At 71.8% G+C, this 24423-nt stretch carries 15 protein-coding genes; 3 read left to right on the top strand and 12 right to left on the bottom strand.

Annotated features, from left to right (window positions below):
• Position 1 precedes the first annotated feature (1 nt).
• The gene (eccCa, locus tag O7629_RS19990) at positions 2–3967 is read right to left on the bottom strand and encodes a type VII secretion protein EccCa (RefSeq protein ID WP_278170978.1); all 3966 of its coding nucleotides are present in this window, start codon (positions 3965–3967) and stop codon (positions 2–4) included.
• Positions 3968–4119: 152 nt separating this feature from the next.
• On the opposite strand from eccCa, the gene eccD reads away from it, so the two are divergent.
• The gene (gene eccD, locus O7629_RS19995; protein ID WP_278170979.1) at positions 4120–5526 is read left to right on the top strand and encodes a type VII secretion integral membrane protein EccD; all 1407 of its coding nucleotides are present in this window, start codon (positions 4120–4122) and stop codon (positions 5524–5526) included.
• Positions 5527–5533: 7 nt separating this feature from the next.
• On the top strand, positions 5534–6943 hold the full coding sequence (gene eccB, locus O7629_RS20000; RefSeq protein ID WP_278170980.1) for a type VII secretion protein EccB: 1410 nt from the start codon (positions 5534–5536) through the stop codon (positions 6941–6943).
• Positions 6944–6955: 12 nt separating this feature from the next.
• Here eccB and O7629_RS20005 read toward each other — a convergent pair whose 3' ends face one another.
• From O7629_RS20005 to O7629_RS20020, 4 genes are read right to left on the bottom strand one after another with little or no spacing between them, the layout of a single operon-like run.
• Complete coding sequence (locus O7629_RS20005; protein ID WP_278170981.1) at positions 6956–8197, bottom strand: S8 family serine peptidase; 1242 nt, start codon at positions 8195–8197, stop codon at positions 6956–6958.
• A gap of 7 nt (positions 8198–8204) precedes the next feature.
• The gene (locus O7629_RS20010) at positions 8205–9002 is read right to left on the bottom strand and encodes an SseB family protein (protein ID WP_278170982.1); all 798 of its coding nucleotides are present in this window, start codon (positions 9000–9002) and stop codon (positions 8205–8207) included.
• A complete protein-coding gene (locus O7629_RS20015) occupies positions 8999–9997 on the bottom strand; it encodes an SMI1/KNR4 family protein (RefSeq protein ID WP_278170983.1) in 999 nt (332 codons plus the stop codon). Before O7629_RS20015 ends, O7629_RS20010 begins: the two co-directional genes overlap by 4 nt.
• Before the next feature lie 25 nt (positions 9998–10022).
• Positions 10023–10436, bottom strand: a complete 414-nt coding sequence (locus O7629_RS20020; RefSeq protein ID WP_278170984.1) for a hypothetical protein — start codon at positions 10434–10436, stop codon at positions 10023–10025.
• Positions 10437–10578: 142 nt separating this feature from the next.
• Here O7629_RS20020 and O7629_RS20025 point away from each other — a divergent pair, with 142 nt between their 5' ends.
• Positions 10579–10971: a hypothetical protein gene (locus O7629_RS20025; RefSeq protein WP_278170985.1), complete on the top strand. Its 393-nt coding sequence runs from the start codon at positions 10579–10581 to the stop codon at positions 10969–10971.
• Between the two features lie 34 nt (positions 10972–11005).
• On the opposite strand, the gene O7629_RS20030 is transcribed toward O7629_RS20025, so the two are convergent.
• The 7 genes from O7629_RS20030 to O7629_RS20060 form a co-directional block, all read right to left on the bottom strand.
• Positions 11006–11674 (bottom strand): hypothetical protein, encoded by a 669-nt coding sequence (locus tag O7629_RS20030; RefSeq protein WP_278170986.1) that lies wholly within the window; start codon positions 11672–11674, stop codon positions 11006–11008.
• A 98-nt stretch (positions 11675–11772) separates the two neighbouring features.
• A complete protein-coding gene (locus O7629_RS20035) occupies positions 11773–14079 on the bottom strand; it encodes a WD40 repeat domain-containing protein (protein ID WP_278170987.1) in 2307 nt (768 codons plus the stop codon).
• A 63-nt stretch (positions 14080–14142) separates the two neighbouring features.
• Positions 14143–22587, bottom strand: coding sequence for a hypothetical protein (locus O7629_RS20040; protein ID WP_278170988.1), 8445 nt, complete (start codon positions 22585–22587; stop codon positions 14143–14145).
• Between the two features lie 60 nt (positions 22588–22647).
• Positions 22648–23013 carry a hypothetical protein gene (locus O7629_RS20045; protein ID WP_278170989.1) on the bottom strand — a complete coding sequence of 122 codons (366 nt, stop codon included), beginning with the start codon at positions 23011–23013 and terminating at the stop codon, positions 22648–22650.
• Complete coding sequence (locus O7629_RS20050) at positions 23006–23410, bottom strand: YbaB/EbfC family nucleoid-associated protein (protein ID WP_278170990.1); 405 nt, start codon at positions 23408–23410, stop codon at positions 23006–23008. The genes O7629_RS20045 and O7629_RS20050 overlap by 8 nt, the downstream gene beginning before the upstream one ends.
• A 164-nt stretch (positions 23411–23574) precedes the next feature.
• Positions 23575–23865 carry a WXG100 family type VII secretion target gene (locus O7629_RS20055; protein ID WP_278170991.1) on the bottom strand — a complete coding sequence of 97 codons (291 nt, stop codon included), beginning with the start codon at positions 23863–23865 and terminating at the stop codon, positions 23575–23577.
• A gap of 43 nt (positions 23866–23908) precedes the next feature.
• Positions 23909–24373, bottom strand: coding sequence for a WXG100 family type VII secretion target (locus O7629_RS20060; RefSeq protein ID WP_278170992.1), 465 nt, complete (start codon positions 24371–24373; stop codon positions 23909–23911).
• Positions 24374–24423 lie beyond the last annotated feature (50 nt).

Below are 24423 nucleotides of genomic sequence, written 5' to 3' on the forward strand. Positions count from 1 at the left end.
GTCAGTGAGCCGGCGGGGTCCAGGCGAGCTGGACGAGGCGGGCGCCCTGGCGGCGGGTGAAGAGCCAGGCCCGGCCGGGCGGCAGGAACTGCGGCTTGACGGTGCCGAACAGTGCGCCCTCTTCACGGGGGCCGGACATCATGATGCCCGGCGAGGCCAGCTCCCGGATCCGGCTGATCACCGGGTCGAACATGGCCCGGCTGGCGCCGCCGATCCGCCGGGTCAGCACCAGGTGCAGCCCGATGTCGCGGGCCTGGGGCAGGAACTCCAGCAGCGGGGTGAGCGGGTTCGTCATCCCACCGGAGAGCAGATCGTAGTCGTCGATCAGCAGGAAGAGCTCGGGCCCGGACCACCAGCTCTGGTCGCGGAGCTGCTCGGGCTTGACCTCCGGGCCGGGCAGCCGCTCCCGCATCACGGTGGTCACCTGGTTCACCAGATCGGTGGTGCTCTGCTGCGACGTGCCGTACCCGATCAGGTGCGGCGTGTCGACGCAGCCGAGCAGGGTCCGCCGGTAGTCGACGAAGATGAGCCGGGCCTCGCTGGGTTCGTAGCTGGTGGTGACCATCTTGGCCAGGCTGCGTAGGAACGAGCTCTTGCCGCTTTCGATGTCGCCGAACAGCAGCGCGTGCGGCTCGGCGTCGAAGTCGAGCAGGACCGGCTGCAGGTCGGACTCGGCAATGCCGATCGGCAGCTTCCCGCCCTGCGGCGCGGGCAGCGCGGCGTACGGCAGCTCGGCGGGCAGCAGCCGCACCGCGGGTGCCGGCGGGTTGGTCCAGTACGTCTGGGCGAGCTTGACGAACTCTGCCACCGCGTCGGAAAGGTCGTCGACGCGCTGCTCGGCGTCGATGCGGGGCAGCCCGGCCAGAAAGTGGAACCCGTCCGGGGTGAGACCGCGGCCGGGTGTCTGCTCGGGCACGTTGACCGCGGCCCGCCGGTTGATCACCGAGTCGCTCGGCTCGCCCAGGCGCAGCTCGATCTTCGTACCGAACATGTCGCGGACCACCGCCCGCACGTCCATCCACCGGTTGGTCGCGGCCAGCAGATGGATGCCGTAGCCGAGGCCTCGGTTGGCCAGCTCGTTCACCAGCGGTTCGAGGTCTTCGAACTCGCTGCGCAGCGCCGACCAGCCGTCGATGACCAGGAACACGTCGCCGAACGGGTCTTCGGTGAACCGCCCCTGCCGCTTGGCTCGACGGTAGGCGGCGATGCCCTCCACACCGTGCGCGGCGAACAGGCCCTCGCGGGCCTGCATGAGCCCGTGCATCTCGGCGATCGTGCGGCGTACCTTGTCCACATCGCGCCGGGCGGCGACGCCGCCCGTGTGCGGCAGGCCGGCCATGGCGGTCAGGCCGCCGCCACCGAAGTCGAGGCAGTAGAACTGAACCTCGCGTGGGGTGTGCTGCAGTGCCAGACTGCCGATCAGGGTACGCAGGAAGTTGCTCTTGCCGCTCTGCGGTCCGCCGACCACCACCAGGTTGCCGCCGCTGCCGGACAGGTCCAACCACATCGGCTCGCGCAACTGCTCGAACGGCTTGTCGATGATGCCGACCAGGCCGTGCAGTGCACGCTGCGGGTCAAGGTCCGGTGCGCTCAGTCCGCGCTCCGGCGACTGCACGATCGGCGCCATCAGCTGGCCCAGGGTCGGCGGTTCGGCCAGCGGCGGCAGCCACACCTGGTGCGCCGGCGGGCCCTGCCCCTCCATCCGGTTGACCAGCACGTCCAGCAGAGTCTCGCCGACCGCCACGTCCTCCTCCGGCTCGGCCTCCTCCGCGACGGGCTTGTCGTCACGTGGCGATGCCACGTAGTACGTGGGGTACTCCCGCACCGGGTCGGTGGCACGGCCGCCCACGCTTGCGCCAGAGCCGTCCTGGCGCACCACCCCGGAGACGTACGCGGCCTTGAAGCGGATCATCCCCTCGGTGCCGGTGCGCAGGTAGCCGTGACCGGGTGCCCGCGGCAGCTCGTACGCGTCGGGCACGCCGAGCACCGCCCGGCTGTCCATGGAGGAGAAGGTACGCAGGCCGATGCGGTACGACAGGTGCGTCTCCAGCCCGCGCAGTCGGCCCTCCTCAAGGCGCTGCGAGGCGAGCAGCAGGTGTACGCCGAGCGACCGGCCCACCCGACCGATCTGCACGAACATGTCGATGAAGTCGGGGCGCGCGGTCAGCAGCTCGGAGAACTCGTCGACGATCAGCAGCAGACTCGGCAGCGGGACGAGCGGCACCCCGGCCGCCCGGGCACGCTCGTAGTCGCGCTGCGAGGCGTAGTTGCCGGCTCGGCGCAGCAGCTCCTGCCGGCGCATCAGCTCGCCCTGGATGGCACCCAGCATCCGGTCCACGAGGGACAGTTCGTCGGCGAGGTTGGTGATGACGGCGCTGGTGTGCGGCAGCCGGTCGAGCGTGGTGAACGTCGCGCCGCCCTTGAAGTCGACGAGCACGAAGTTGAGGATCTCGGAGCTGTGGGTGATCGCGAGGGCCAGCACCAGCGTACGGAGCAACTCGCTCTTGCCCGACCCGGTGGCGCCGACCAGCAGGCCGTGCGGGCCCATGCCGTCCTGCGCGGACTCCTTGAGGTCGATCTCGATCGGCCGCCCGTCCGGGCCCACGCCGAGCGGCACCCGCAGCCGGTCACGGTTGGGTCGGCTGGCCCAGGCATGGTCCAGGTCGAAATCGTACGGCGAGCCGAGGCCGAGCAGCTCGGCGAGTCCGAGGTCGAACGTCACCCCGGCGGGCTGGTCTGCGTACGATGCGGCAGACAGCCGCAGCGGCGACAGCTCCCGGGCCAGCACCTCGGCCTGCGCGACGTCGAGGCGGTCTGCGGTGCCCACCTGGATCAGCCCGTCCATCGTGGTGCCCGAGATGGTGCCGTCGTCGGCGACGTCGAGCACGACCGAGGTGTCGTCGAGCAGCCGCGGCGGCGGGTTGGACAGGTCGAGGATGGTCACGCCGGCGACGCCGCCGTCGGTCATCAGATGGTCGGAGCCGGTGGTGGAGCCGCCGTCGATGACCACCACCACGTGCGGCCCGGGAATCGAGTTCGCCATGGCTGGTTCGAACCGCGGACGGTTCGCCAGCACGTCGTCGAGCATCGCCTCCAGCGCGTTGACTGCGGGCGCGAAGAGCCGTACCGGCCCGACTGCGTCGAGCTTCGCCGGGTGCTGTGCGTGCGGCAGCCACTTGGCCCATTCCCAGTTGGGCCGCTGCATGTCCGGCACGCACAGACCGATCAGCAGGTCGTCCGGGGAGTGGAAGGCGGACATCTGGGCGAGCAGCGCACGCGTCAGGTCGCGCACCGCCCGCTCGGAGCCGCGCAGATAGACGTGGGAGAAGTCGCGCAGTGCGATGGCCACCGGCAGGTCGGGGACCACCGAGTACGTCGCCACGAACTTGCGCAGCGCCATCGCGCACAGCGGCTCCAGCTCGTCGACCGGGCGGGTCTGCGGCGGTATCAGCGGCGTGGCGACCTCCAGTGCCCCGATGCCGATGCGTACGACGCTGAAGTCCGCGTCGGCGCGACGGCGCTCCCAGAGGCGTCCGCCGGTGACCGTCGACCACAGCGCGTCGGGCTCCGGGTGCCGGTAGTGGATGGCCTCCCGCTGCTGTCTGATGGTGGCGCGGATCTGCGCACGCTGCTGTGCCAGGCGGCGCATGTACTGCCTGCGGGCCTCGATCATCTCCTTCTTGCCCGGGCCCGTCTGATTGAGCATCATCATCCCCATCATTCCGAGGATTGAGATGCCGAACATTCCACCGGCCACATAGGTCAACGGTCCGCCACCGCCGCGCTGGCCGGCCATCATCAGGCCCATGGCCGCGCCGCCGGCCGCCATCGGCAGAATCATGAGCATGCGGGTCCACGCCTTGCCGGCGGGTGGGGGAATCTCGGGCGGTGGATCCAGCACGACCTCGCCGGTGGGCAGCGGCGGCGCGGGCCGACGCGGCGGCCGCTTCACGATCACCGATGTCACCCGATCGACCTCCGCCGCGCCGGCTCGTTCCCTTTGTGTGCAGGGCAATCCTATAGACCGAATCCACCGTGAAGAATGGATCAGTTGGGTGGCATGGACATGCTAGTTTGGCGCTCGACGAGCGGCGGCGGGCCCCGGTGGAGGTGACCAGCGTGACTGCCCCGGGAGGCCTCAGCCTGGCCAGAGTGACGGTGGCGGCACCGAAGCGGCGCATGGACGTCGCGTTGCCCGACAACATGCTCGTCGGGGAGTTGCTGCCGCACCTGCTGCGGCATGCCGGCGATGACCTCGGCGAGGCCGGCGAGCGGCACGGCGGCTGGGTGCTGCGCCGCGCCACCGGCGGCGTGCTCGAAGCCACCCGCAACCTCTCCGTGCAGGGCGTACGCGACGGCGAACTGCTGCACCTGGCCCCGCGCCGGGAAGACTGGCCCGAGCTCGCGTACGACGACGTGGTCGAGGTGATCGCGAGTGGCGCGCGGCGGGCCGGGCGTTCCTGGGGAGGCTCCGCGACCCGCCGGTGCGGCCTCGCGGTCGCCGCCGCGGTGCTGAGCTTCGGTCTGCTGACCCTCGTGCTGTCCGGACCGCCGTGGCCGCTGCCGGCGGGCGTGGCGCTGGGGATGGCGGCGGTCCTCGCGATAGTCGGACTGCTGCTGTCCCGGGCCTTCTCCGACGCGACCGCCGGCGCCGCGGTGGCCGCGTCCGGCCTGCCGTACGCGTTCGCGGGCGGCGCGCTGCTCGCTGCGCCCAGCGACATCGGTCTGCTCCGGCTGGGTGCGCCGAGCCTGTTGCTCGGCTCGGCGGCGCTGCTGGTGTTCAGTGTCATCGGCTACACGGGCGTTGCCGCCGTGCAGCGGCTCTTCATGGCCGGGCTGGCGATCAGCGTCGCCGGCCTGCTCGCCGCGGTGCTGTGCCTGGCCGGGATGTCGCCGTCCGGCTCCGCCGCTGTCACGCTTACCACGGTCATCGGTCTGCTCCCCGGCTACCCCCTGTTCGCCAGTTGGCTCGGCCGGCTACCGGTGCCCGAGCTCCCGGACCGCCCGGAGGAGATCCTCGAAGACCGCCCGGTGCCCAGACGGTCCGACGTGTTCGCCGCCGTCGCGCGGGCGACCGAACTACTCTCCGGAATGCTGCTCGCCGCCGCCGTCACCGGGGTCTGCGCCACCACGATCTTGATTACTGTGGACGGAAGCATACCGGCCCAGCTCCTCGGCTTCGCGGCCGCGGCGGCGCTGCTGTTGCGCGCCCGCCTGTTCGCCCTTCCGCAGCAGCGGGTGCCGCTGCTGGTCAGCGGTGTGGTCGGGATGGCGCTGCTGGCCTTCGGCAACACACTGGACGCCGACCACGGCGGTCGGCTGCTGATCCTGCTCCTGATCGTGGTCGCCGCCGCAGCGGTGCTCGCCGCCAGCCTGGTCTACAGCCGGCGCAGCCCGTCGCCTTACCTGGGTCGCGCCGCCGACATCGTCGACGTGCTCGCCATCCTGGCGCTGATCCCGCTGGCCTGCGCGGTCGCCGGCCTTTTCGGCGCGATTCAAGGACTGTTCTCGTCGATCGGCGGGTGACCCGGACATGGCCACGCGACGCGACCAACTCCACTCGTACCAGTTCCTCACCCAACGGGTCATCTCTGCCTTCGTGATGCGCGAGACCGACCCGCAGCAGTCCCCGCTGCGCCGCGGTATCGGCGCAATCTTCGGCGGCCTGATGATCGCCATCCTGGTAGCCGCCGGATTCGGCATCTACGGCATCATCACCAAGGCCGGCAGCGACAGGTGGCAGGCCGACGGCGCGGTCGTGATCGAAAAGGAGACCGGCGCCAGCTTCATCTACCTGCAGGGCAAACTGCACCCGACGCTCAACTACGCGTCGGCGGTGCTGGCCTCCGGCCGCCCCGACGCGCCCGTGTTCCGGGTGCCGGGCAACTCACTGGCCAGCGCGCCCCGCGGCGTCACGATCGGCATTCCGGGCGCGCCCAACTCTCTGGCACCGGCCAGTAAGCAAGCTGGTCTTCCTTGGACGATCTGCTCGGCGCCCAGCGGGGACGACACCGGCCGAACCGTCGAGACCGTCTCCCTGGTCGTGTCTCGGGCACCGGTCGGCGGGCGGTCGCTGGCCGAGGAGGGCGTACTGGTCCGCGACTCCCGGCAGGACGCGACGTACCTCGTCTGGCACGGCCGCCGGTTCCTGATCCGCGACGCCCGCAACGTCGTACCCGCCCTATTCGGAGAGGTCGACGCGGCACCGGTCGGCGCGGCGTGGCTCAACGCGCTACCCGCCGGCAACGCCATCGAACGGGTCGCGTTCAGCGGGCGCAACCAGCCGTCCAGCGAAGTGGACGGCTGGACGATCGGCGACGTGCTGGTCACGCAGACCGGCTCGGGGCCGCAGTACTACCTCGTCCTCGACGACGGGCTCGCTCCGATCACCGAGCTGCAGCAGAACATCCTGCGTGCCGAGTTCACCGTGGAGCCGGTCGAGATACCTGTGTCCCAGGCCACGTCGGCACCGGTCAGCAGCCAGGTGCGGCCAGCGACCGGAGACAGCGCCCCGCCCGCGACGCCGCCCGCGCTGATCCGACCGGCCACCGGCGACGCGCTGTGCGCGGTCACCAGCGACGCGCGCGCCGTACCGACGATCACCTCTGTTGGCGGTACGGAGGCCGGCCTCGACGAGGCCGTACCGACCGGCTCGGTCACCCGCGACGGCGTGATCCTCGCCGACTATGTGCTGGTGCCGCCGGGCCAGGTCGCCGTCGTACGGGTGCTCGGCGCGCCGACCGCCGATGCCGGCCCGTACTACGTCGTCACCGACCTCGGCATCAAGTTCCCGGTGCCCAACGCGACAGTCCTCGGGCAGCTCGGCTACCCGGCGGCCCAGGCCACCGACGTGCCGACCATGCTGGTCTCGCGGATACCCACCGGACCGACGCTCGACCCAGTCGCGGCCACCCGCCCCGCCTCGGCTGCCCCCGCCGACTGACACCGGGGGCGCTCAGTCGAAGAGCATGACCGGCGGGCCGGGTTCTTCGGATTCGTCCCGCCGCGCCGGCGCGGGAGCCACCGCCGAGCGCCAGAACCGCCGCCGGCCCCGCGGCAGCGCGATCGACAGCGTCAGTACGGTCAGCACCACGGCGACCGCCAGACCGGTGCCCACCAGAGCGAGGTCGCGGCTGCGCGCCCAGGCGGGTGACCCTCCGCTGGACGGCTTGCCGAGCGCGGGCAACGGCTGCGCTTCACCGCCGTCGGCCAGACTGTCGTGCACCGCCGAGTACGGGTTGACGATGCCGTGGCCGTACGCGGATCCGCCGGGTGCCGGGACGGTAGTGGTCAGCAACTGCCGGGCGGCCTGCTCGGCGGTCAGGTCGGAGCGCCGGGCGCGCAGCAGCGCCGCCGCGCCGGCCGCGAAGCCACAGGCCACCCCCGTGCCGTCGACCACCGCTCGGCCGCGCGTCCGTTGCAGCGTGACCACCCCGACGCCCGGCGCGACCAGGTCGACGTAGTCGCCGCGCTGCGACCTGGGCCAGACCTCGCCACTGTCCTGGATCGCGCCGACGCCGATCACGCCGTCGTAGTCCGCTGGGTACGGGGTGGGGTTCTCGCCGTCGCCGAGGTCCCCGGCGGCGGCCAGGACCAGCACGTCGCTGGAGAACGCCCGGTCCACCGCCGCGCGCAGGGCCGGCGAGTCGCGGTACGTGATGGTCGACACCGCTATCACGTCGGCGCCGCCGTCAACGGCCACATTGATGCCCTGCGCGAGCACCTGCGGATCGGCGCCCTCGCCGGAGAGCCGGTCGGCCACCACCCGGATCGGCAGGATCCGGGTGGTGGGTGCCACGCCGGTGAGCCCGCCCGGGCGCTCCTGCTGGGCACCGATCACGCCGGCGACCTGCGTGCCCGTACCGAGGCAGTCGCTGTCCGCGGACCCGCCGCCGGCTACCGCGTCGAATCCGGATTCGACGCGGCCGGCCAACTGCGGGTGGCCGGCGTCGACACCGGAGTCGAGCACCGCGACGGTCACTCCACCGCCCCTGGTCAGCGGGAAGATCCGCTCCGGCCCGAGCATCCGCTGCGGCCAGGGCACCGGATCGATGGCCTCGCCGGGATCGGCGCAGCTGGGCGCGGCCAGCGCCGAAACCGGCGTAACGACGCCGGCCACCGCCGGAGTCGGCGCGACCTGGCCCGCCGCGAGCACACCGGCCGCCGCGACCACTGCTGCGCGGGCCAGCCGCCTCATCGGGCCTTCACCGCTCGTCCTCCTCCGCGTCGTCAGCTGCGCCGAGCAGCAGGAGCATCTGTACGTGCTCGCTCGGCACCGTCAACTCCTGCGCGGTACGCGGGTCGACCGCCAGATTGTGCCCCTCCGGCCACAGGGACAGCACGAACGGAAACGCCACGGTCACGGCGGGCACCGGCTCAGGATACGCCTCGACGAACGTCTCCTCGGACGTGAAGACCTCGATGAACGGCGCCTCTTCCGTGCCGACCGGCCGCCAGGGGAAGTCGTCCGACAGGATCTGGTTCGCGTCCGGCACCTCGCCCAGGGTCGGCAGCAGCACCACCGTGTCGAGCAGGGCCTGGATGTAACCGTCGGGGTCGACGTCGCCCTCCGTCGGCACCTGTTTTTCGGCCTCGGCCACCACCTCTGACACGGTCGGGACCACGATCTCTCCGAGCGCGGCCGCCTGCACCGACTCGATCGGTACGTACATGTCGATCGGCGAGCCGACGTTGACGGCGAGCCGCCACTGCGGGTTGGGCCACTTGCGCCGCAGCTCGGCGCAGTTCGTCACCGCGTACCCGTCGGCGGCACCGCCCACCTGCGCCGCCATACCCTCGACCGAGGTGAACACCGGCAGGAACGTCTGCCCGAACAGTTGCATGGTCATCAGTCGCTGCGGCCCGCCCCGGTCGGTGGTGCGCTGCGGCAGGTAGAGGTCGCTGAACGCCAGGATGCGGAAGAAGTCCTGGCGGTCGCCGTCCAGCAGGGCGCGGACCATCGCCCGCTCGGTCTCGTTCGCGGGCTCCCACGACTGTGTCACGGCAGGGCCTCCGGCGCGCGTCTGGCGGCGGGCAGGTCGGCACCCATCCGCTCGTCCCACACCGGCGACGCGTGAGCACCGGCCGCGTCTCGCTCGGCGATCGCCCGCAGCGACGAGGGCACCTCGCGCAGCGCGCGCCAGAAGGCGGCGAACCCATCGGCGCACCGGTGCAGCAGCCGGTCCGCCACGTCAGCCGCGCCGTACGCGTCCGTGTCGCGGGGATCGTCGTCGTCCCAGTACCAGACGGAGCCCTCGTCGCCGCCGCGCACCCGGACCGCGATCAGGCCGCCCTGCACGTACCCGACCGCGAGAAATTCGGCGGTGAGCCGGTCGCCGAACCACGCGTTGGCGTAGATCAGGTCCTGCAGCCAGTCCTGCCGGGCGACGCCGAAGAACGGCTGGTCGACCACGAACCCGAAGCGCGGGTGGACGGCCGGCCACGCCGGTCGGCCGCCGTTGGTGCGGACCAGAAAATCACGGTACGCGGGCGGCAGCGCGTACCCCAGGCGCTCCTCCACCTTGCCCACCGCCTCGGGTGACAGGCGCGCGGCGAAGTGGATCGGCGGCGGCGGTCCGTCCTCGACGGGCAGGCCGCGCCGGCTGCGGTCGGCGGCCCCGGTGCTGACCCCGCCGAGGTGCCGGGCGGCGCCGTGCAACTCGATCGGCACCAGCGCGAGTCGCCGCGTGCCGGCCAGGTGTGCCCAGGTCCAGCCCACCGGCGTGCCGGTGCCCGCCGCCCATAGTTGATCACCGGTGCGGGTCATCGTCTCGTTGGCGGTCAGCACGTTCAGCACGCGCGCCTCGTCCATGCCGAAGTCGGACGGGGCCGGCGGCAACTCGACCAGGGCCCGGGCGTACGGCGTCCAGTCCGGAAAGCCGTGCGGCCCGAACGCCACGCCGCGCCGGTACCGGATCCGCAGCATCGGCGATCCGGCGTGCACCACCCGGAACGCGTGCCGCGCGCCCGGAATGGGCGGCAGCGCCGGTTGGGTCATCTCGGACACCTCCCCGGGTTCGAGCCTACTGAGCGCGCGCCCGGCCGGTGGCGCGAACCTTCGCGCGGCGGTGCCACACCAGCGCGCCGACCACGACTGCCGTCCAGCCGGTGGCCAGGGCCCACACCGCTGGCGGGGGCAGGAAGCCGACGGCAGCGAGGGGCAGCAGCAGCGCGCCGGCGACGAACGTGTGCCGGCCCACGTTCTCCACCGGGATGTCGGCGAACGCGTACCGCTCGGTCCGGATCCAGCCGCCGCCGGGCCCCCGGCGCCGGTTCAGCGCCAGCCCGAGCAGGTAGCTGACCGCGCCGCCGGCGAGCAGGCCGACCGCCAGGCCGCCGAGCGGAACACCACTATGGTCGATGCCGTCGTCGCCCTGCACGGCCAGGTCGTACAGCAGCCGCACCGCCAGGTACGGCCCGCCACACACGGACAGCACCCAAATCGGTACGATGATCACACCCCAACCGGTCCACCCCGCATTGACGTACACCCCAGACAGAATAGGTGGCCAGCCCGTGACCCGGGTGGGATGGCATAGGCTCCGAGGAATGCGACGCCTCGCCTTCCCGGCCGCCATGGTGACCGCCTTCGTGCTGGCGGTCTCGGGCTGCGGTGGCCCGGATCCGGTGTCCTACCAGGTCCGCTACGACCTCAACATGGTGGGCGACCGAGCATTTGCCGACATCTCCGCCTATTACACCCAGGACACGGGGTTCGAAACGGGAGTCACGGAGTTCGGCGCGTCCTGGACACACGAGGTCACCGTGCGCCATCCGGACGTCGAGTGGGTCCGCCTCAACGGCTCCTTCCGCTTCGACACCGAGGTGCCGGGTACGCACCCGAACCCGTTGCTGTCGAAGATTCGCTGCCAGATCCACATCGACGGCAAGCTTCTGGTGGAACACACCGGTCAGAACCCGTCCTGCGCGGTCCGGCTGACCGAGACCGGCCCGACACCCGGCGTGGGCTGATGCCCGACGCGCTGGCCAGCGGGGACACGTCCGGCTAGGACGGCGGCAGGGTGAGCCGCTGCGCTACCGGCTCACGCACCCAGGAGGCCGGCTGGCCGGCCGGCGCGGTCACCGTCCACCGGTAGATGTCGATGGCCGCGCCGAACTCGACCAGGTAGTAGTTGTGCGAGAGGAAGTCGATCCGGCTGACCCCGCCCTCCTGGCTCGCTCGCGGCGGGGACACCAGGGACGGATCCACCGACGGATGCTTGCGGAGGAACTCCTCGACGTCCGCGATCAGCCAGCCGGGCCGGAATCCGGCGGTGGCCGCGAAGGAGAAGACCACCGGGTCGTCGATCCGCTGGCCCGAGTACAGCTCGGCCAGCAGTTCGGCGTACGCCAGCGGGTCGAGACCCGCGCCGAGTCCCCGGCCGAGCTCCCGGATGGCCGCCGCGTCGTTGAGAAAGAGGGCGCCGCCGTCGCGGGAGAAGACGAAACCGTACGTGGCGACGAAGTTCTCCAGCGAGCTGTCCCGGGCCACCCGGACGGCGCTGTCGACCCACGCCGCAGTGCCGATCCGCCAGCCCGCAGGCTCCGCCTCGTACAGGGCCTGGGTGGTGGACAGCACCGTCACCCGCTCCGGCTCGGCGAACCGCTTCGCCACGTCCTCACCCGGCTGGAACACGTGCCGTCGCAGCGCCTCGACGACGCGGTCTGCCTGCATCCGCTGCGCTCCCCCTTGTGCGATTCCGGCGCGGCCCCGCCCATTCTCACACGCTGAGCGACGGTACGGACGGCTGACAGCCGCAGCCCACGCGCGACTCAGCCAATGTCCACTACGGCCAGGCCGGATCGGCCAGCGACGTGAAACCGGTCGGGCGCCGAGAACAGCGCCGCCATCGGCCGCTGTGCCAGCCGCGTCTCGCGGGCCAGAAGGCCGTCCGGCAGCCGCCACACCCGCACCGCGCCATCGTCGGTCGCCACCGCGAGGAAGCTGGTGCCGTCGGTCGCGCCGAAGGCCAGCGCGGTCACGGTGCCGTCGTTGCCGGACAGTACGTGGAGCTCCGCGCCGGTGGCCGCGTCCCAGATCCGTACCGTCCCGTCCTGGCCACCCGACGCGATCACGGGGCGGTGCTCCAGCGAGCCGAAGGCGAGACAGTACACCGACGCCGGGTGCCCGTGGCCGCCGTGCAGCGGCTCTCCGGTGGCCGCGTCCCAGCTGCGTACCACCCGGTCCCGGCCGGCCGAGACGATCACCATCCGGTCACCGACCCACCCGGCCGTCACGGCCGTCACCGCAGCCAGGTGGCCGAGCATCCGCCGCAGCGGCGCCCCGGTGAGCGCATCCCAGACCCGCACCGTGCCGTCCGCGCCGCCGGACACCACCACGTCGCGGTCGCCGACCGTCGCGAAGCCCAGCGCCAGCACGGAACCGGTGTGCGGTGTCGGCACGGACAGCACCTCGCCGCTGCCCACGTCGTCGACGCGTACGGTGCCGGTGGCGTCGCCGGTCACCAGCACCGGGGCGCCACCGAACAGCCCGAACGCGACAGAGGTGACCCGCCCGTCGGCCGGGCGGTGGGTCCGGACCGGCGAGCCACTCGCCGCGTCCCACAGGCGCATGCCACCATCGGGGTAGCCGGTGGCCAGCAGCGTTCGGTCGCCGGACCGCCCGGCGGCGACGGCGGTCACCGCGCCACCCAGCGCGTCAGCGGTCAACTCCAGCACCAGCGAGCCGCCGACCACGTCCCAGCCACGCACCGGACCGTCGGCACAGGACGTGACGATCACGGACCGGTCGCCGGTCTGGACGGCCGCGATCCCGCTGGGCCAATCGCCGCCGCACGGCCAGGCACCCAGCGCATCGCCGGAGGCGACATCCCACAGGCGCAGCATCCCGTCCAGGGCGCAGGAGGCCACGACGGGCTGCCCGGCCACCTCGCCGAACACCACGCCGGTCACCCCAGCGGTCTGGCCCACGCCGCTCGCACCCGCAGCTTGGCCGGCAAGAGCATGCACCTGCTTACCCGTGGCCAGATCCCAGACCCGTACGACGCCGTCGGCACCACCCGACGCCAGCAGTCCTTTCCGCCCGGTGCCCATCATCGATACTGCGTTCACCCAGCCTTGGTGGCCGCTGAGCGTGTGCAGGTTGGAGCCGTCCGCGACGTTCCATACGTACACGACGCCCTCGTCGCCGCCCGCCGCGACCAGGTCGAGATCCGCGACCCGGGCGAAGCACACGTCGTTGAGGCTCCCGGTCCATCCAGAGATCGCCCCGCGCTCCTCGATGACCCCACCGGCCATCCGCCAGGACCAGACCCGGCCGTCGCCGCCCGCCGCGAAGATCCAGCCATCGCCGCCCACCACCGCAGCCGTCACCGCGCGCACCGCGCCCTCTGGGCCACCCCGGGCATGCAGTTCTGCGCCGGTGTTGACGTCCCAGACCTTGACTATCTGGTCGTCACCGCCGGTGGCCAGCAGTTCCCGCGCACCGGCCGCCCCCAGGGCGAGCGCCCGGATCGGCGCGGAGGACCGGGTGGACGCGCCACGCGGCTCCCCGTCCGGTACGGAGAACAGGCGGAACGAGTTCTCCGGCGTCGTCACCGCGTATGCGGGCGCGCCGCCCGCCATGCCGAAGGAGGCCACACCGACCGCCGCCTCCGCCTCGGGCGGCTCCGCAACGATCCAGTGGGCCAGCTGCGGAAGGTCATCCCGCGTGGCGCGTACCGCACCGCCGCTGAGCTGGTACACCAGCGAGTCGAGGATCCGCAGCGCCCCGGCCAGCCCGGAGCCGGGCGCCGCGGCACGGTCCAGCACCAGCTCCCCGGCCAGCTCCGCGCCGACCACCTCGATTTGGTGGCTGGTACCGCCGGGCGGGATCGGCGGCACCTCGACGGCCGGGAAGGAGGACCGGCGCAGTTCGTCGAGCAGCCGCGGCCACACCACCGGGTCCAGCCGCGCCGTCCACCGCCGGACCCGGCCGACCTCGTAGTGGTCGAGCCGCGCGCCGCCGTCGACGGTCACCGTCAGCTCGACCCGCCCGTGCCGGTTGGCCGGCGAAAACTCGTTCCCGAACCGGTAGTGGACCCGCGGGGCCACCCGGCCTTCGACCTCCGGTTGCGACACGTGGAGCACCTCCTGCTCTCGCCCGCCCCGGCCGGAGCGGACGCGACGTTGCGAGCGTACGGCCTATCGGTCCCGTGGTCCGGCGGGCGGCTGGCCGGTCGTGCCCGGCGGCGTCTCCCAGGGCTCGATGACGCGCTGCGCGTTGCGGGCGTTCACCACGTGCTCGATCGCCTCACGCAGCTTGGCGATCTCGTCCGGCGTCAGCCGCAGCATCCGCAGGTCCGAGCTGGCCCGGCTGCTGAGGTCGGGCACGTCGAGGAGGTCCTGCAGGACCCACACCACTGCCTGGCCGCGCTCCGCCGGTGGGGCGTCGTATGCCTCCCGTAGCCGGGCCGCCAGCTCGTCGGGCAGCGGCCCGGCGGCGTGGAACCCACCCTCCCGGTACGCCCCGGCGACGTCCCGGCTGTGCGGGTCGAGTACACCAGCGAGGGCGTGCCCGAGCGCCGACCACCGGTGCGCCGCCGCCGCCATGCCGGACGGCTCGGCGTGCAGCCACTGGTACGCCTGGCCGGCGTAGTAGTGGCTGGCGTCCCACTCGGCCGCGTCCCACGCCCGCCATCCGTTCTCCTGCGGCGACCACGACCGGCCCATCCGTTCCGGCCAGTGCTCCAACTCGCCGCGCTCCACGAGCTGGATCACCCGGTCTGCGGTGGCGGAGATGGTGGCCGGGTAGTAGACGGCCACCGGCGGCGTCAACCGGTCGGCCGGATCGGGCAGGCCGGGTCCGAACTCGACCCGCCGGATCGTGTTCAGCGGCGGGGGCAGCCGCTCGCCGGCCGGGTGGAACTCCATGATCGGCCGCCGCGACTCGAAGAACAGCGGGCTGCCGTCCTCGCTCCGGGCCTGCACGCTGTGCCCGTACGACCACTCGTCCCAGTAGAGCTGCCAGCGCACGCCCTTGTCGCCCACGTGCTCCAGACCCTGGAAGTAGACGGTGGGTACGCCCATCGTGATCGCCGTCTCCAGCGCCCCGCTCTCCATACCGATCTGGACGATGTCGCGCTCGAGGTTGAGGTAGTGCAGGAACAGGGTCTGCTCGCCGTGGCCCAGGCGCCCGTCCGGGCGCTCCCAAAAATGCTGCAGGGTCTGCAGGTCCACGCCGGCCAGGACGCCCTCCGCCGCGAACTGCGCACGCAGTTGCGGCCGGCCCTCGAACAGATCATCGCCGATCAGCATGATCTGCCGATCCGGGTCCACGGCCCGGATCGTCTCGATCGTCTGGCGCAGCAGTTCGGGCTTGGTGTCCATGAAGGCGCCCATCGGTACGTGCGTACGGCGCACCCACAGCAGCGCGTACTTCTTCGGCGTCCCTGGCGTCTCGTGCCGGGCGTAGATCTCCTGGGCGACCTGCCGCGCCCGTGCCTCGCGCCGCGCGCCCCGCTCGCCGTCCCCGCGCATGGCGTCGGCCATCGTCTGCCGGGCCTGTACGGGCGACTCACGTACCTTCGGCAGCGCCACCAGGTGGGCCCGGCGGAACTTGCTGTTCGCGTAGTGCACCTCGCGCGGCTGGTCGTCGTAGCTCAGCCGCACCCGGCGTGGATCGATACTGTATTCGCGGATCAGCCGGTCGCGCATGGCGAGCGCGTTCTTCAGCGGCCGCACCTGCATGTCGATCAGGTGGTTGGCAAGCGCTACCGGGTCGAGGTCGTCCAGCGGCAGGCCGCGCACCGAACGCCACAGCACGGCCCGGTCGACCAGGTCGCGGGTCAGGCCCTGCGGTACGTCGCCGAGGTTGGCCAGGAACGCGTCGGACACGTCGTCCCGGAACTCGGTGAAGTGCTGGTGCGGCTCGTACGCGACCTCGATAGTCGCCTCCGGGCGCAGCATCATCGCCGACGCGTGGATGAACAGTTCACCGCTCTGCCACTCGTAGAACCGTAGGTTCATCATGTCGAGGTTGCCCTCGACGCGTGCCGGCTGGTAACCGAACCGGGCAAGCAACTCGTCCTGGATGAGCCTCATTTTCTCCGGCACGGACAGGTCGGTGCGGACCCTGACCTGGTTCACCAGCTCATCCAACCGCCCGGCGTGCAGCTCGTCCCACTGGCGCATCATGTGCGGCTCGGCGAAGTCCCGGGACGGTACGAGCCGCCCGGTGGCCCCGACCTCGCTGACCCGGGGCGGCTCGGCGAGCGGCCGGCCGTCGTCGCCGAACCGGATCGCGCCATCGTCGCCGAACCGGATCGCGCCATCGTCGCCGAACCGGAACTGGTCGACGGTACGCCAGTCCGGCATCGGGTTACCGGCCTCGGCCGCCCGAGTCAGCACGTCCGTCGCCGCACGCGCCGCCGCTGGGCCGGGTGCTTCGCCGAGCAGCTCGCCGGCCGCGCGCCGCAGCGCCGCGACCGGGGACTCCCCGTCCAGCCGTACGCCGCCGGTGGCCTCGAACCACTGTGCCAGCCGGGCCAGGCCATCGACCTGCCGTACGGTGGCCCCCTCGCCACCCAGCACATCCTGGGCGTGCCGCAGCATCGCCTCCGCATCGGGCAACGGGCCGCCGGGCCGCGCGCCGAACATGTCGGCGAGGTCGCGCAGCCGGCCCAGGTCGCGCGCCGAGAAGGAGAAGTCAGGCGCCGCCTGATAGATCCGGCTGGCCGCGCCGACCAACGCGTCGGTGTAGCGCAGGTGATCGCCCGTCATCCGGTCCACCGACAAACGGTCGCCGAACAGTGCATGCATGCGGTCCAGCCGGCGGGCGTGGTCGAGCGGGGTGTGGCCGTCCGGGTGAAAGGTCTCCAGCAGTCGCTGTACGTGCGGCGGTAGGCGCAGGGCGGCCACGGGCAGCGGCTCGGCGTTGCGGTGTCGCGGCCCCTCCGCCCCGCCGCGCCCCTCCGGTCCGTCAGCGCCGCGCGCGGCGGATCCGTCAACGCCGCGCGCCAGGTCCACTTCGGGGAGCATCTCGCCCAGTTGGGCCAGGTGGCGGTCACGCAGCCCGGCGAGCGCGGGCACGGCCTGACCGGCGTGGTCCCGGACCAGCCCACCATCGGCCCAGAACAGTCGGGCGTGCCCCATCACGCTGGCGTCCAGCCGGGCGCTCTGCGCGGTCAACGTCCGGCGGCCCTCTGCACCGGGCTGCACGTACTCGTCGGCCAGCCCGAGATGGTGGCCCACCTCGTGGGCGAAGACCACCGGGTCCATTTCGGCGTGCCAGGACATCTGGTTGATCGAGTCGCCTGGGCCGTCGCCCCGGCCTGGGTGCAGGGTCACCACGTCGGTGATGCGCGCAAGCGGGTCGAACTCCACCCGCTCCAGCTCCACCCGCAGATGGAACTGCGAGCCGTCGGGCAGCCGGTGCTGATGGTTGAAGTAGAGGTCGGTGCCGTCGAGCAGGTTCGACCGCGCGCGGTCCAGCGCTTCCGGCGTCACTGCGGGATCGGCCTGGTACCGGATCCGCAGCGTCACCTCCGTCACCGCCCGCGCGTGGCCACCGGCGTCCACGACCGATACCCGCCGCGCCTGCGCCTCGGCCGCCGCGTTGAACGGCGAGTCCGGGCGGGCCACCGCCACCGGCGGGCTGGCGTCTCGCAGCCCGGCCCATTGGCCGGACAGCAGCGCCTCAGTACGCGAGACGGTGTACGCGTGGTCGCCGCGCAGGTCGGCAAGCAGCTGCGCGCCGTGGCCGGGCAGCAGCGGTGTCCGGGTGTCCGGGTGCAGGTCGGCGGCGCGCACCGGCGCCGAATAGCCCGGGGCGTCGTCGATCCGGTCGCCGGGGGACGTCGCGTCCGGATGCGGCACATCGTCTTCCTCGGGTCCTCGGCCGCGCTCCTCCATGAGCGTGTCCGGATCCCGGACGCCGGGCTCGGCTGCCTTGGCGCGCTCCCCCGCCGGCGCCTCGTCGCGCAGCGGCGGGGCCTCATCGCGCAGCGGCGGGGCCTCATCGCGCAGCGGCGGGGCGATGGTCTCGCCCTGCCGCTGCCCGATGGCATGCAGGTCGATGCCGTACTGTTCGGCCAGCCGCGCGGTGACCGGACCGTACAGTGTGCCGTGCTGCCGCTCACCCGGCAGCGGGTGGTTGGCCTCGAGGATGGCCAGGCGTGCGCGGTTGACGCTGTTCTCGATGGTGAGCTCGGGGTGCCGGCCCACCACGTCCGGCCCGACGAGCCTCCTGCCCTCCTCGGAGAGATATCTGCTGCGGACGAAATCCTCGATCTGCTGCGGGGTCCAGTCGGCGAGCTCGCGCAGACCGTCCGCCTTCGGCACCCGGGCGTCGGACGAATGCTCGGCCGGGCGGAAGCCGGCCAGACCCTCCACGAAGTGCCGCTGCACCGCGAACGCCCCGAACTCGGCCTCGAACCGCAGGTGGGCGCGGACCAGGTCGCGGGCGGCCGGCGGGTAGCCGGCCTCGGCCATCGCGGCGATCACCAGTGCGGCGTTGGGTTGCAGCGAATGCATGCTCTCGTGCACCAGGGTGGCGGCGAAGGCGCTGATCGGCCGCGGCTCGCCGCTGGACCTCGGATCGATGAACGTAGCGCCGATGCGGGTGTCGTAGCCACCGCGCGCCGGTCCCTCGACCCAGCGCATCAACTCCGGCGTGACCGCCTCGGGCGGGACCAGGGCGCGCACCGAGTCGGGATCCTTGGGCACCACCCGGTCGAGCGTCTGGAGCGCGTGCGCGGCGAACTCCGGACCGAGAATCTCTTCGATTTTGGCGACGGCGATGGCCTGGTCGATGACGTGGAACCGGTGGGTCGACGGGTCGATGCCGATCGCCCGGTTCGCCATCTCGACCGAGTTGAGCGGGTCGATACCGTCGACGTCGCGCCAGCCGGGGTCGGCGTGCTCGCCGTCGCGGGTGAAGTCGCGCCAGTTGCGGTACTGGTCGGCGTAGTCGTTGACCGACCGGCTCAGATCGCGCACGCTCTGCACCAACTCGCCGAGATCGCCGGTGGCCCGGGCCCGGGCGGCGGCCGCGTCCAACGCGTCGGCCCGGGCGACGATGGCATCCAGGTCGCGGATCCGCGTCTGGACCGCGTGCTCGGGGTACCTGGCGAGAAGATTCTCCTTTGCCCTGGCCGCCAACTCGTGGACCTGCTGCGGCAGGTCGGCACCGGTGCGGGTGACGTGCGGCGGGAAGTTTTCGCTAGGTGCCAGCTCCGGCATGATGTGAGCTGGCGTGCCGTCATGACCGACCCGGGCCGCCGCGTGTCCACCGGCAGCCGAGGAGGTGTCGGTCCCGGTCCGGTCCACTCCGGATCCGGCCACCATCCGCGCGGCCTCCTGCTCCAACCGGGCGAGCGTCGCCGTGACCTCCACTGCGGATCGGGGCGCGAACGACCCGTCGTCGGCGCGGTCGGCCAGATGGTCCGCGATCGCGCGGACAACCGGCTCGGGCTGGCTTCGGTCGGTGAGCGCATCGCGGATCGACTCCGGCGTCCACGGCGGGTGCGGACGCGGGTCGGCGGGCCCGGCGTCCCGGAACGTCACCTGGTCCGCGTCGAGGACCGGCACGTCCGGGTTGCCCTCCTCCAGCACCGCGAGCGGCACCTCGTCGGTCCGAGGGGCAAGCGCCGGGCCGTCCGCGCGAGGCGCATCCGGCAGCGGCTCGGTCGGTAGCAGGTCGCGTAGTTCCTCGTGCAGGGCACGCCAGGCGTTGTCGATTTCCTGGTGGACGAAGTCGGTGCGCGTGACACCGTCCGGGGGCGCGTGCGCGGGCAGGATCACACCGGCGGCGTCGGCCTGCCGCCAGGCACCGTGCACGAACTCCATCGTCGGGCGCAGCACCGTGGGATGGCCGGGCGGCAGCGACGAGTTGACCTGGAGTACGACGCGGGCCTCCAGTCCGTCCGGGTAGTGCACGGTCAGCGTGCCCGACTCGGGATCCCACGTGGCCCGGTGCGGCTGGTCCGCCGCGTCCACGGTGCGCCCGTCGAGCAGGCCGGTGACGTGCTGGTCGATCACGGCGGCCACCGCGTCGGGCACCTCGGCGACCCGGGTCGCGGACACCGGCTCGACCGGCACCAGCCGGTACGGGACCCGCTCGCCCGCTACGCCGCGTACGAGCCCTTCGCCGGCCACCTGTTCTGCGCCTGGTGATAGCGGAGAATCTTCACGAACACGGCCGAGAACTGGTGGTTCCGGTCCCCGTCCAGTGGCCTCCCCTGTTCCGACGCCTTCTCGATCACCAACCGGCGGTCCATCTTCTCCGGGATCCCGAAAATGTATTCGACCTCCCGACTGTCTTCCCTGGTCTTCTGAAAATCGAGCAGGATCGCCACCGAAGTTCTCCCGTCCCCACGAAATGTCCAAGTCTTCGCCGGTGCGATCTGGAAAATAGCCCTCGTGGTCCCGTCCCGAGACGAACTCGTCGCCGCCCCGACCCGGCGCATCCGGATCGCGCGGCGGTGGCGCGTCGCCACCGAGGCGCGTCGCCGGGTCGAGGACGCGCGGCGGAGACTCGGCCCGGGGGGTGGCTGGGCCGTCGGCCCGTGGGGGTGGGGTATCAGTGCGGAGCGGCGGTGCGTCTGCGCTAGACGCGCGATCGGGGCCCGGCGCGCGGTCGGGCACCACGTCGTCAGCTGCCCGCGCCGCCATCGGAACTGCCTCGTCGCCGCGCCGGTCCGCCGCGCGCACTCCATCACCGCCGGACGGCGTCAGGTCACCGGGCCGGACCGAGTCGCCGTCGGCCGGCACCCGATCACCCGGCGGTGGCGCGTCGTCGCCGACCCGTAGCGGCTCGACCGGCACCGGCGTCCGCTCGATCGTGCCCGGCCCCGCGCCCCCCTCGTCGCGGACCTGATCGGCCGCGCGTGGCGACGAACCGCCGCTGGGAGCGGGTGTGGCAGGCTGACGCGGGCCCGGGCCCGCGCCGCCGTCCCCGCCCCGGGCGGGCAGCGCCTCGCTGCGCGTCAACGCGTCTACGACGGGCAGCGCCGGCGCCACGACCCCGCGTGGCGTCTCGGCTTCCGGTACGCGCGGCGCGGACTCGCCGTCGCGCCGCAGGCCGATCCCGTCGCCGTCCGGCAGGCTCCCGACGCCGTCACCGAGCCCTGGGGCGAAGCCCTCACCGCTGCGCGCGCCGGCGAGACCGCCGGGCAGGCCACCGGATGCCCGGCTCCCGGCGGCAAGTGAGTCGGGCAAGGTGCGGATGTCGGCGCCGCCGATCCGCGAAGGCGCGTTGACGCGTACCATCTCCAGGTTGTTTTGGGCCCCGAAGATGGCACCGGCCATGCCACCTTTCGCGGCCTCGTGCCCGACCTTCGCCCAGTCGTCGGGATCCCTCCAGTCAAAGCCTTCTTCGCTGGCCATCGCGGTGCCCAAGCCGACCATGCCGCCGGCGGCGGCGCCGCCGAGGATGTGGCCGCCGAGCCCGCCCCACATGCCGAGGCCGAAGGCCGCGCCCTGCGCCGCCGTGACCGCTGTCTGTGTCATGTCGATGCCGCTGCGGTTGCCGTCGAGCACCTGCAGGCCCTGGCCGAGCAGGTCGCCGCCGCCGAGGAAGCCGGCACCGAAGGCCACCCGGATGCCGAGGTACTTGGCAAACTCTCTGCGGAATGCCACCTCAGTGGCTTCGGTCGCCGCCCGGGCGAGTCCCTGCTGGACGGCGCGCTCCATCATCTGGTTGCCGGCGTAGCGAGCCGCCGAGTTGGCCGCTGTCCGGCCTGCCGCCTGCGCTGCGGTCCGCGCGCCCCAGTTGGCGAGAATTTGCTGCTGCAGTTCGCGGGCAACCTGTGAACGCGCGGCGTTGGCCGCGGCCCGGCTACCCAGACCGCGGCCGAGTTGGTTGCGCAGCGCCCTGCGGGCGGCACGGTTCATCGCCTGACCGGCCAGCCGGTCGGCAACGGTACGCGCGACGACGTTGCGCGGGGTGAGCCGGGTGAACGTGTTCCTGGCCACGGTGCCGAGGCCCCGGCCGGTGGTGGTGGCAGCCCGGGGCACGGCCCTTACCACGGTAGGCAGCACCCTGGGTGCCGCCCGCACGCCAGCGGGCAGTGCCCGGGTCGCGAACTGGCCCAGCCCTTTGAGGGCGGTGCGGAACGTGATGCCGGTGATCGCCTGAACGATTTTGCGGACGGCTGCCCACATCGCGGTCCGGCACGCCGCGAGGGCGGGCGGCACTCCACCCAGTGATGCGCCGGCGCTGGGGATCAGGGCGGCGATGATGATGTAGAGCGAGACGGCCAGCATGATCAGGTTGATCACGGCCATGAACTTCATCATCTCGACCTGGAGCGCGAGGCCCTGCACGCCCTGCTGCATCGACGAGACGCTGTCGGCGGTCGTCCGCAACGCCTCCAGGTAGCTCATCCACTGCTGGGCGAACTGCATGGCCGCGGCGTCGCCGCTCCACGACTCGATGATGCTGTCGGCGGCGGGGCGCACCTCCTCGTACGCCTCGGCGAGTCCCTGCGCCACCTCACCCCAGGCCTCGGCCAGGTCGTAGAGGCGCGCCCCGTCCGACAGCGGGATAGGCCCGAAGATGATCTCACCGACGGTGCTGTGGATCCCCGGAATCCACTCCTCTATCTCCCAGAACCAGTCCAGGATGTCGGAGAGGACGTGGTCGCTCACCCGCTACCTTCCCTGCTCACCGCCGTCGGCGGGCCCGGCGCGGTCGACTGTGGCGCCGGATCAGGTGCCCGTCTGCCTGATGTCCGTGGCGTTGTCGTCGTCGGTGCCGGCGTAGCTCCACATCGCGGTGGAGACCTTTTCCCCCAGGTCCTGCAGCGCCTGGCCGAGCCCGATGGCACTCTGCTTCATCGCCTGGTTGGCGGGGATCGTTTCGCCGTCGCCGTTGTCGACGGCCTGGTGGTAGTTGGCCAGGAACGGCTCGGTGAACTTGTCGGGCGGCAGGCACTCCTCGTGGTTCTCCAACTCGGTGACTCGATCGGTTGCGCCCTGCATGTCGTCTCTCAGGGTGCCGCCCCGATCGCTGAGCCGGTTGGCGATGCCGACGATGTCCCCGATGCTCGTCTTGATCTCGACGAAGCTACCCACGGTCCTCGTCCTCCTTCAGCCGTACATCGGCGTCGTGGCTGCGTACGAGCTTGGTGATGTCGAGGTCATCGGCGAGCCGGCCCGAACGCAGGTCACTCGGCAGGGTTTCGTCGATGATCTCGGCACTTTGCCGCGTCGCGTCCTCGACAGCGAGCCGCACGGTCTGCACGATCGCGGCCGACAGCGCCTTGGAGTTGGGCTTACGGAAGACGCGCGGATCGATGTCAAGTTCGAGCAGGTGCCCACGCGGGCCGACCACTGCCTTGATCATGCGGTCGTCGGACCAGGCGGTGCCGGTGACTTTCAGCATTTTCTTGTGCAGATCGGGCAACTCGGCAGTGGCACGCTTCAAATCGCCGATGATGTCGCTCAATGAGTTCCAGTTAGGACGCTCCACCGCAGCAACCTCCCCCGACAGCCACGACAGCGGTACCCAAAAGGATAGCGGGTACTGGCGGTACTCGCCGCAGCCGTCATCCCGGCGATCATCCCGGACGCCCGGGTACGTCGCCGGGATGACGACTCGCGTGCGCTTCTTCGTTCAGGAGCCGGCCGATTCGTTCAGAAGCCGGCCGAGAGCTGGTTGTCGACCTGCTGCATGCGCTCAGCCGAAGCACCCACCGTGGTGCCGAGGCGCATGAGTGCCTCCCTGATCTCGTCCGCACCCTGGTTCCACTTGATCCGGGCCTCGTCGCACGCCTGACCCGCGGCGCCCGACCAGTCGTTTGCGAAGAGCTGGGTGAAGGACTGGTACAACTCGCCCAGCATACGGTCCATATTGCCCTGATAGGTGCCGATGGCTGTCGCCACGTCGGCGATCTGGCCGAAGTTGTAGGTAATGGGTTGACCCATGGATCTATCGCCTCTCGACTCTCGACGGGTGGAACAACGACGGTCAGCCGCGCAGCGCGTTGATGACGGTGCTGTTGCCGGTCGCCTCAGCGGCGGCACGGATTTCGTTTGCGGCGTCCTCGTCGTTCACGCCGTACTGCGACGAGGCATTGCTGATCTTGCCGGAGAGCTCGTCCAGCGCGTTCAGGATCGTCGTGAGACCCGAGTTGAGGTCAGCCGACACCCCCTGGAGCGCGTTGTTGGCGGCACCGCTCATGCCGCCACCACTGAGCGACTGGATCCGGTCGAGCAACTGCGCCATGCCGGTGGCCAGCGTCTCCCCGGTGTCCTGACACCGCTGCGCCATTGCGTTGAGCTGTTCCTGCGTGGCGTGTACCTGGCCAACGCCTGGAGTACCTGTCAAGGTGCGTTCACCCCGCTCCTCTGTCCCGCCCCCCGCTTCAGGAGAGCCTCCCCACAGGACACACGAGACCCATGGCCCTGTCTCCGTAACCGAGGGTAGCGCCACTTGTCCACTCAGGCCAGGTCGAGGGCAGGGTATTTGCCTGTTATGCAGGC

The sequence above is a fragment of the Solwaraspora sp. WMMD792 genome, from assembly GCF_029626105.1.
Lineage (GTDB): Bacteria > Actinomycetota > Actinomycetes > Mycobacteriales > Micromonosporaceae > Micromonospora_E.

What these genes read in the sequence shown, in the direction of transcription:
- O7629_RS20005 (WP_278170981.1), bottom strand. Translation starts at nt 8,197, where the DNA reads ATGAGGCGGCTGGCCCGCGCAGCAGTGGTCGCGGCGGCCGGTGTGCTC.
- O7629_RS20055 (WP_278170991.1), bottom strand. Translation starts at nt 23,865, where the DNA reads ATGGGTCAACCCATTACCTACAACTTCGGCCAGATCGCCGACGTGGCG.
- eccB (WP_278170980.1), top strand. Translation starts at nt 5,534, where the DNA reads ATGGCCACGCGACGCGACCAACTCCACTCGTACCAGTTCCTCACCCAA.
- O7629_RS20015 (WP_278170983.1), bottom strand. Translation starts at nt 9,997, where the DNA reads ATGACCCAACCGGCGCTGCCGCCCATTCCGGGCGCGCGGCACGCGTTC.
- O7629_RS20030 (WP_278170986.1), bottom strand. Translation starts at nt 11,674, where the DNA reads ATGCAGGCAGACCGCGTCGTCGAGGCGCTGCGACGGCACGTGTTCCAG.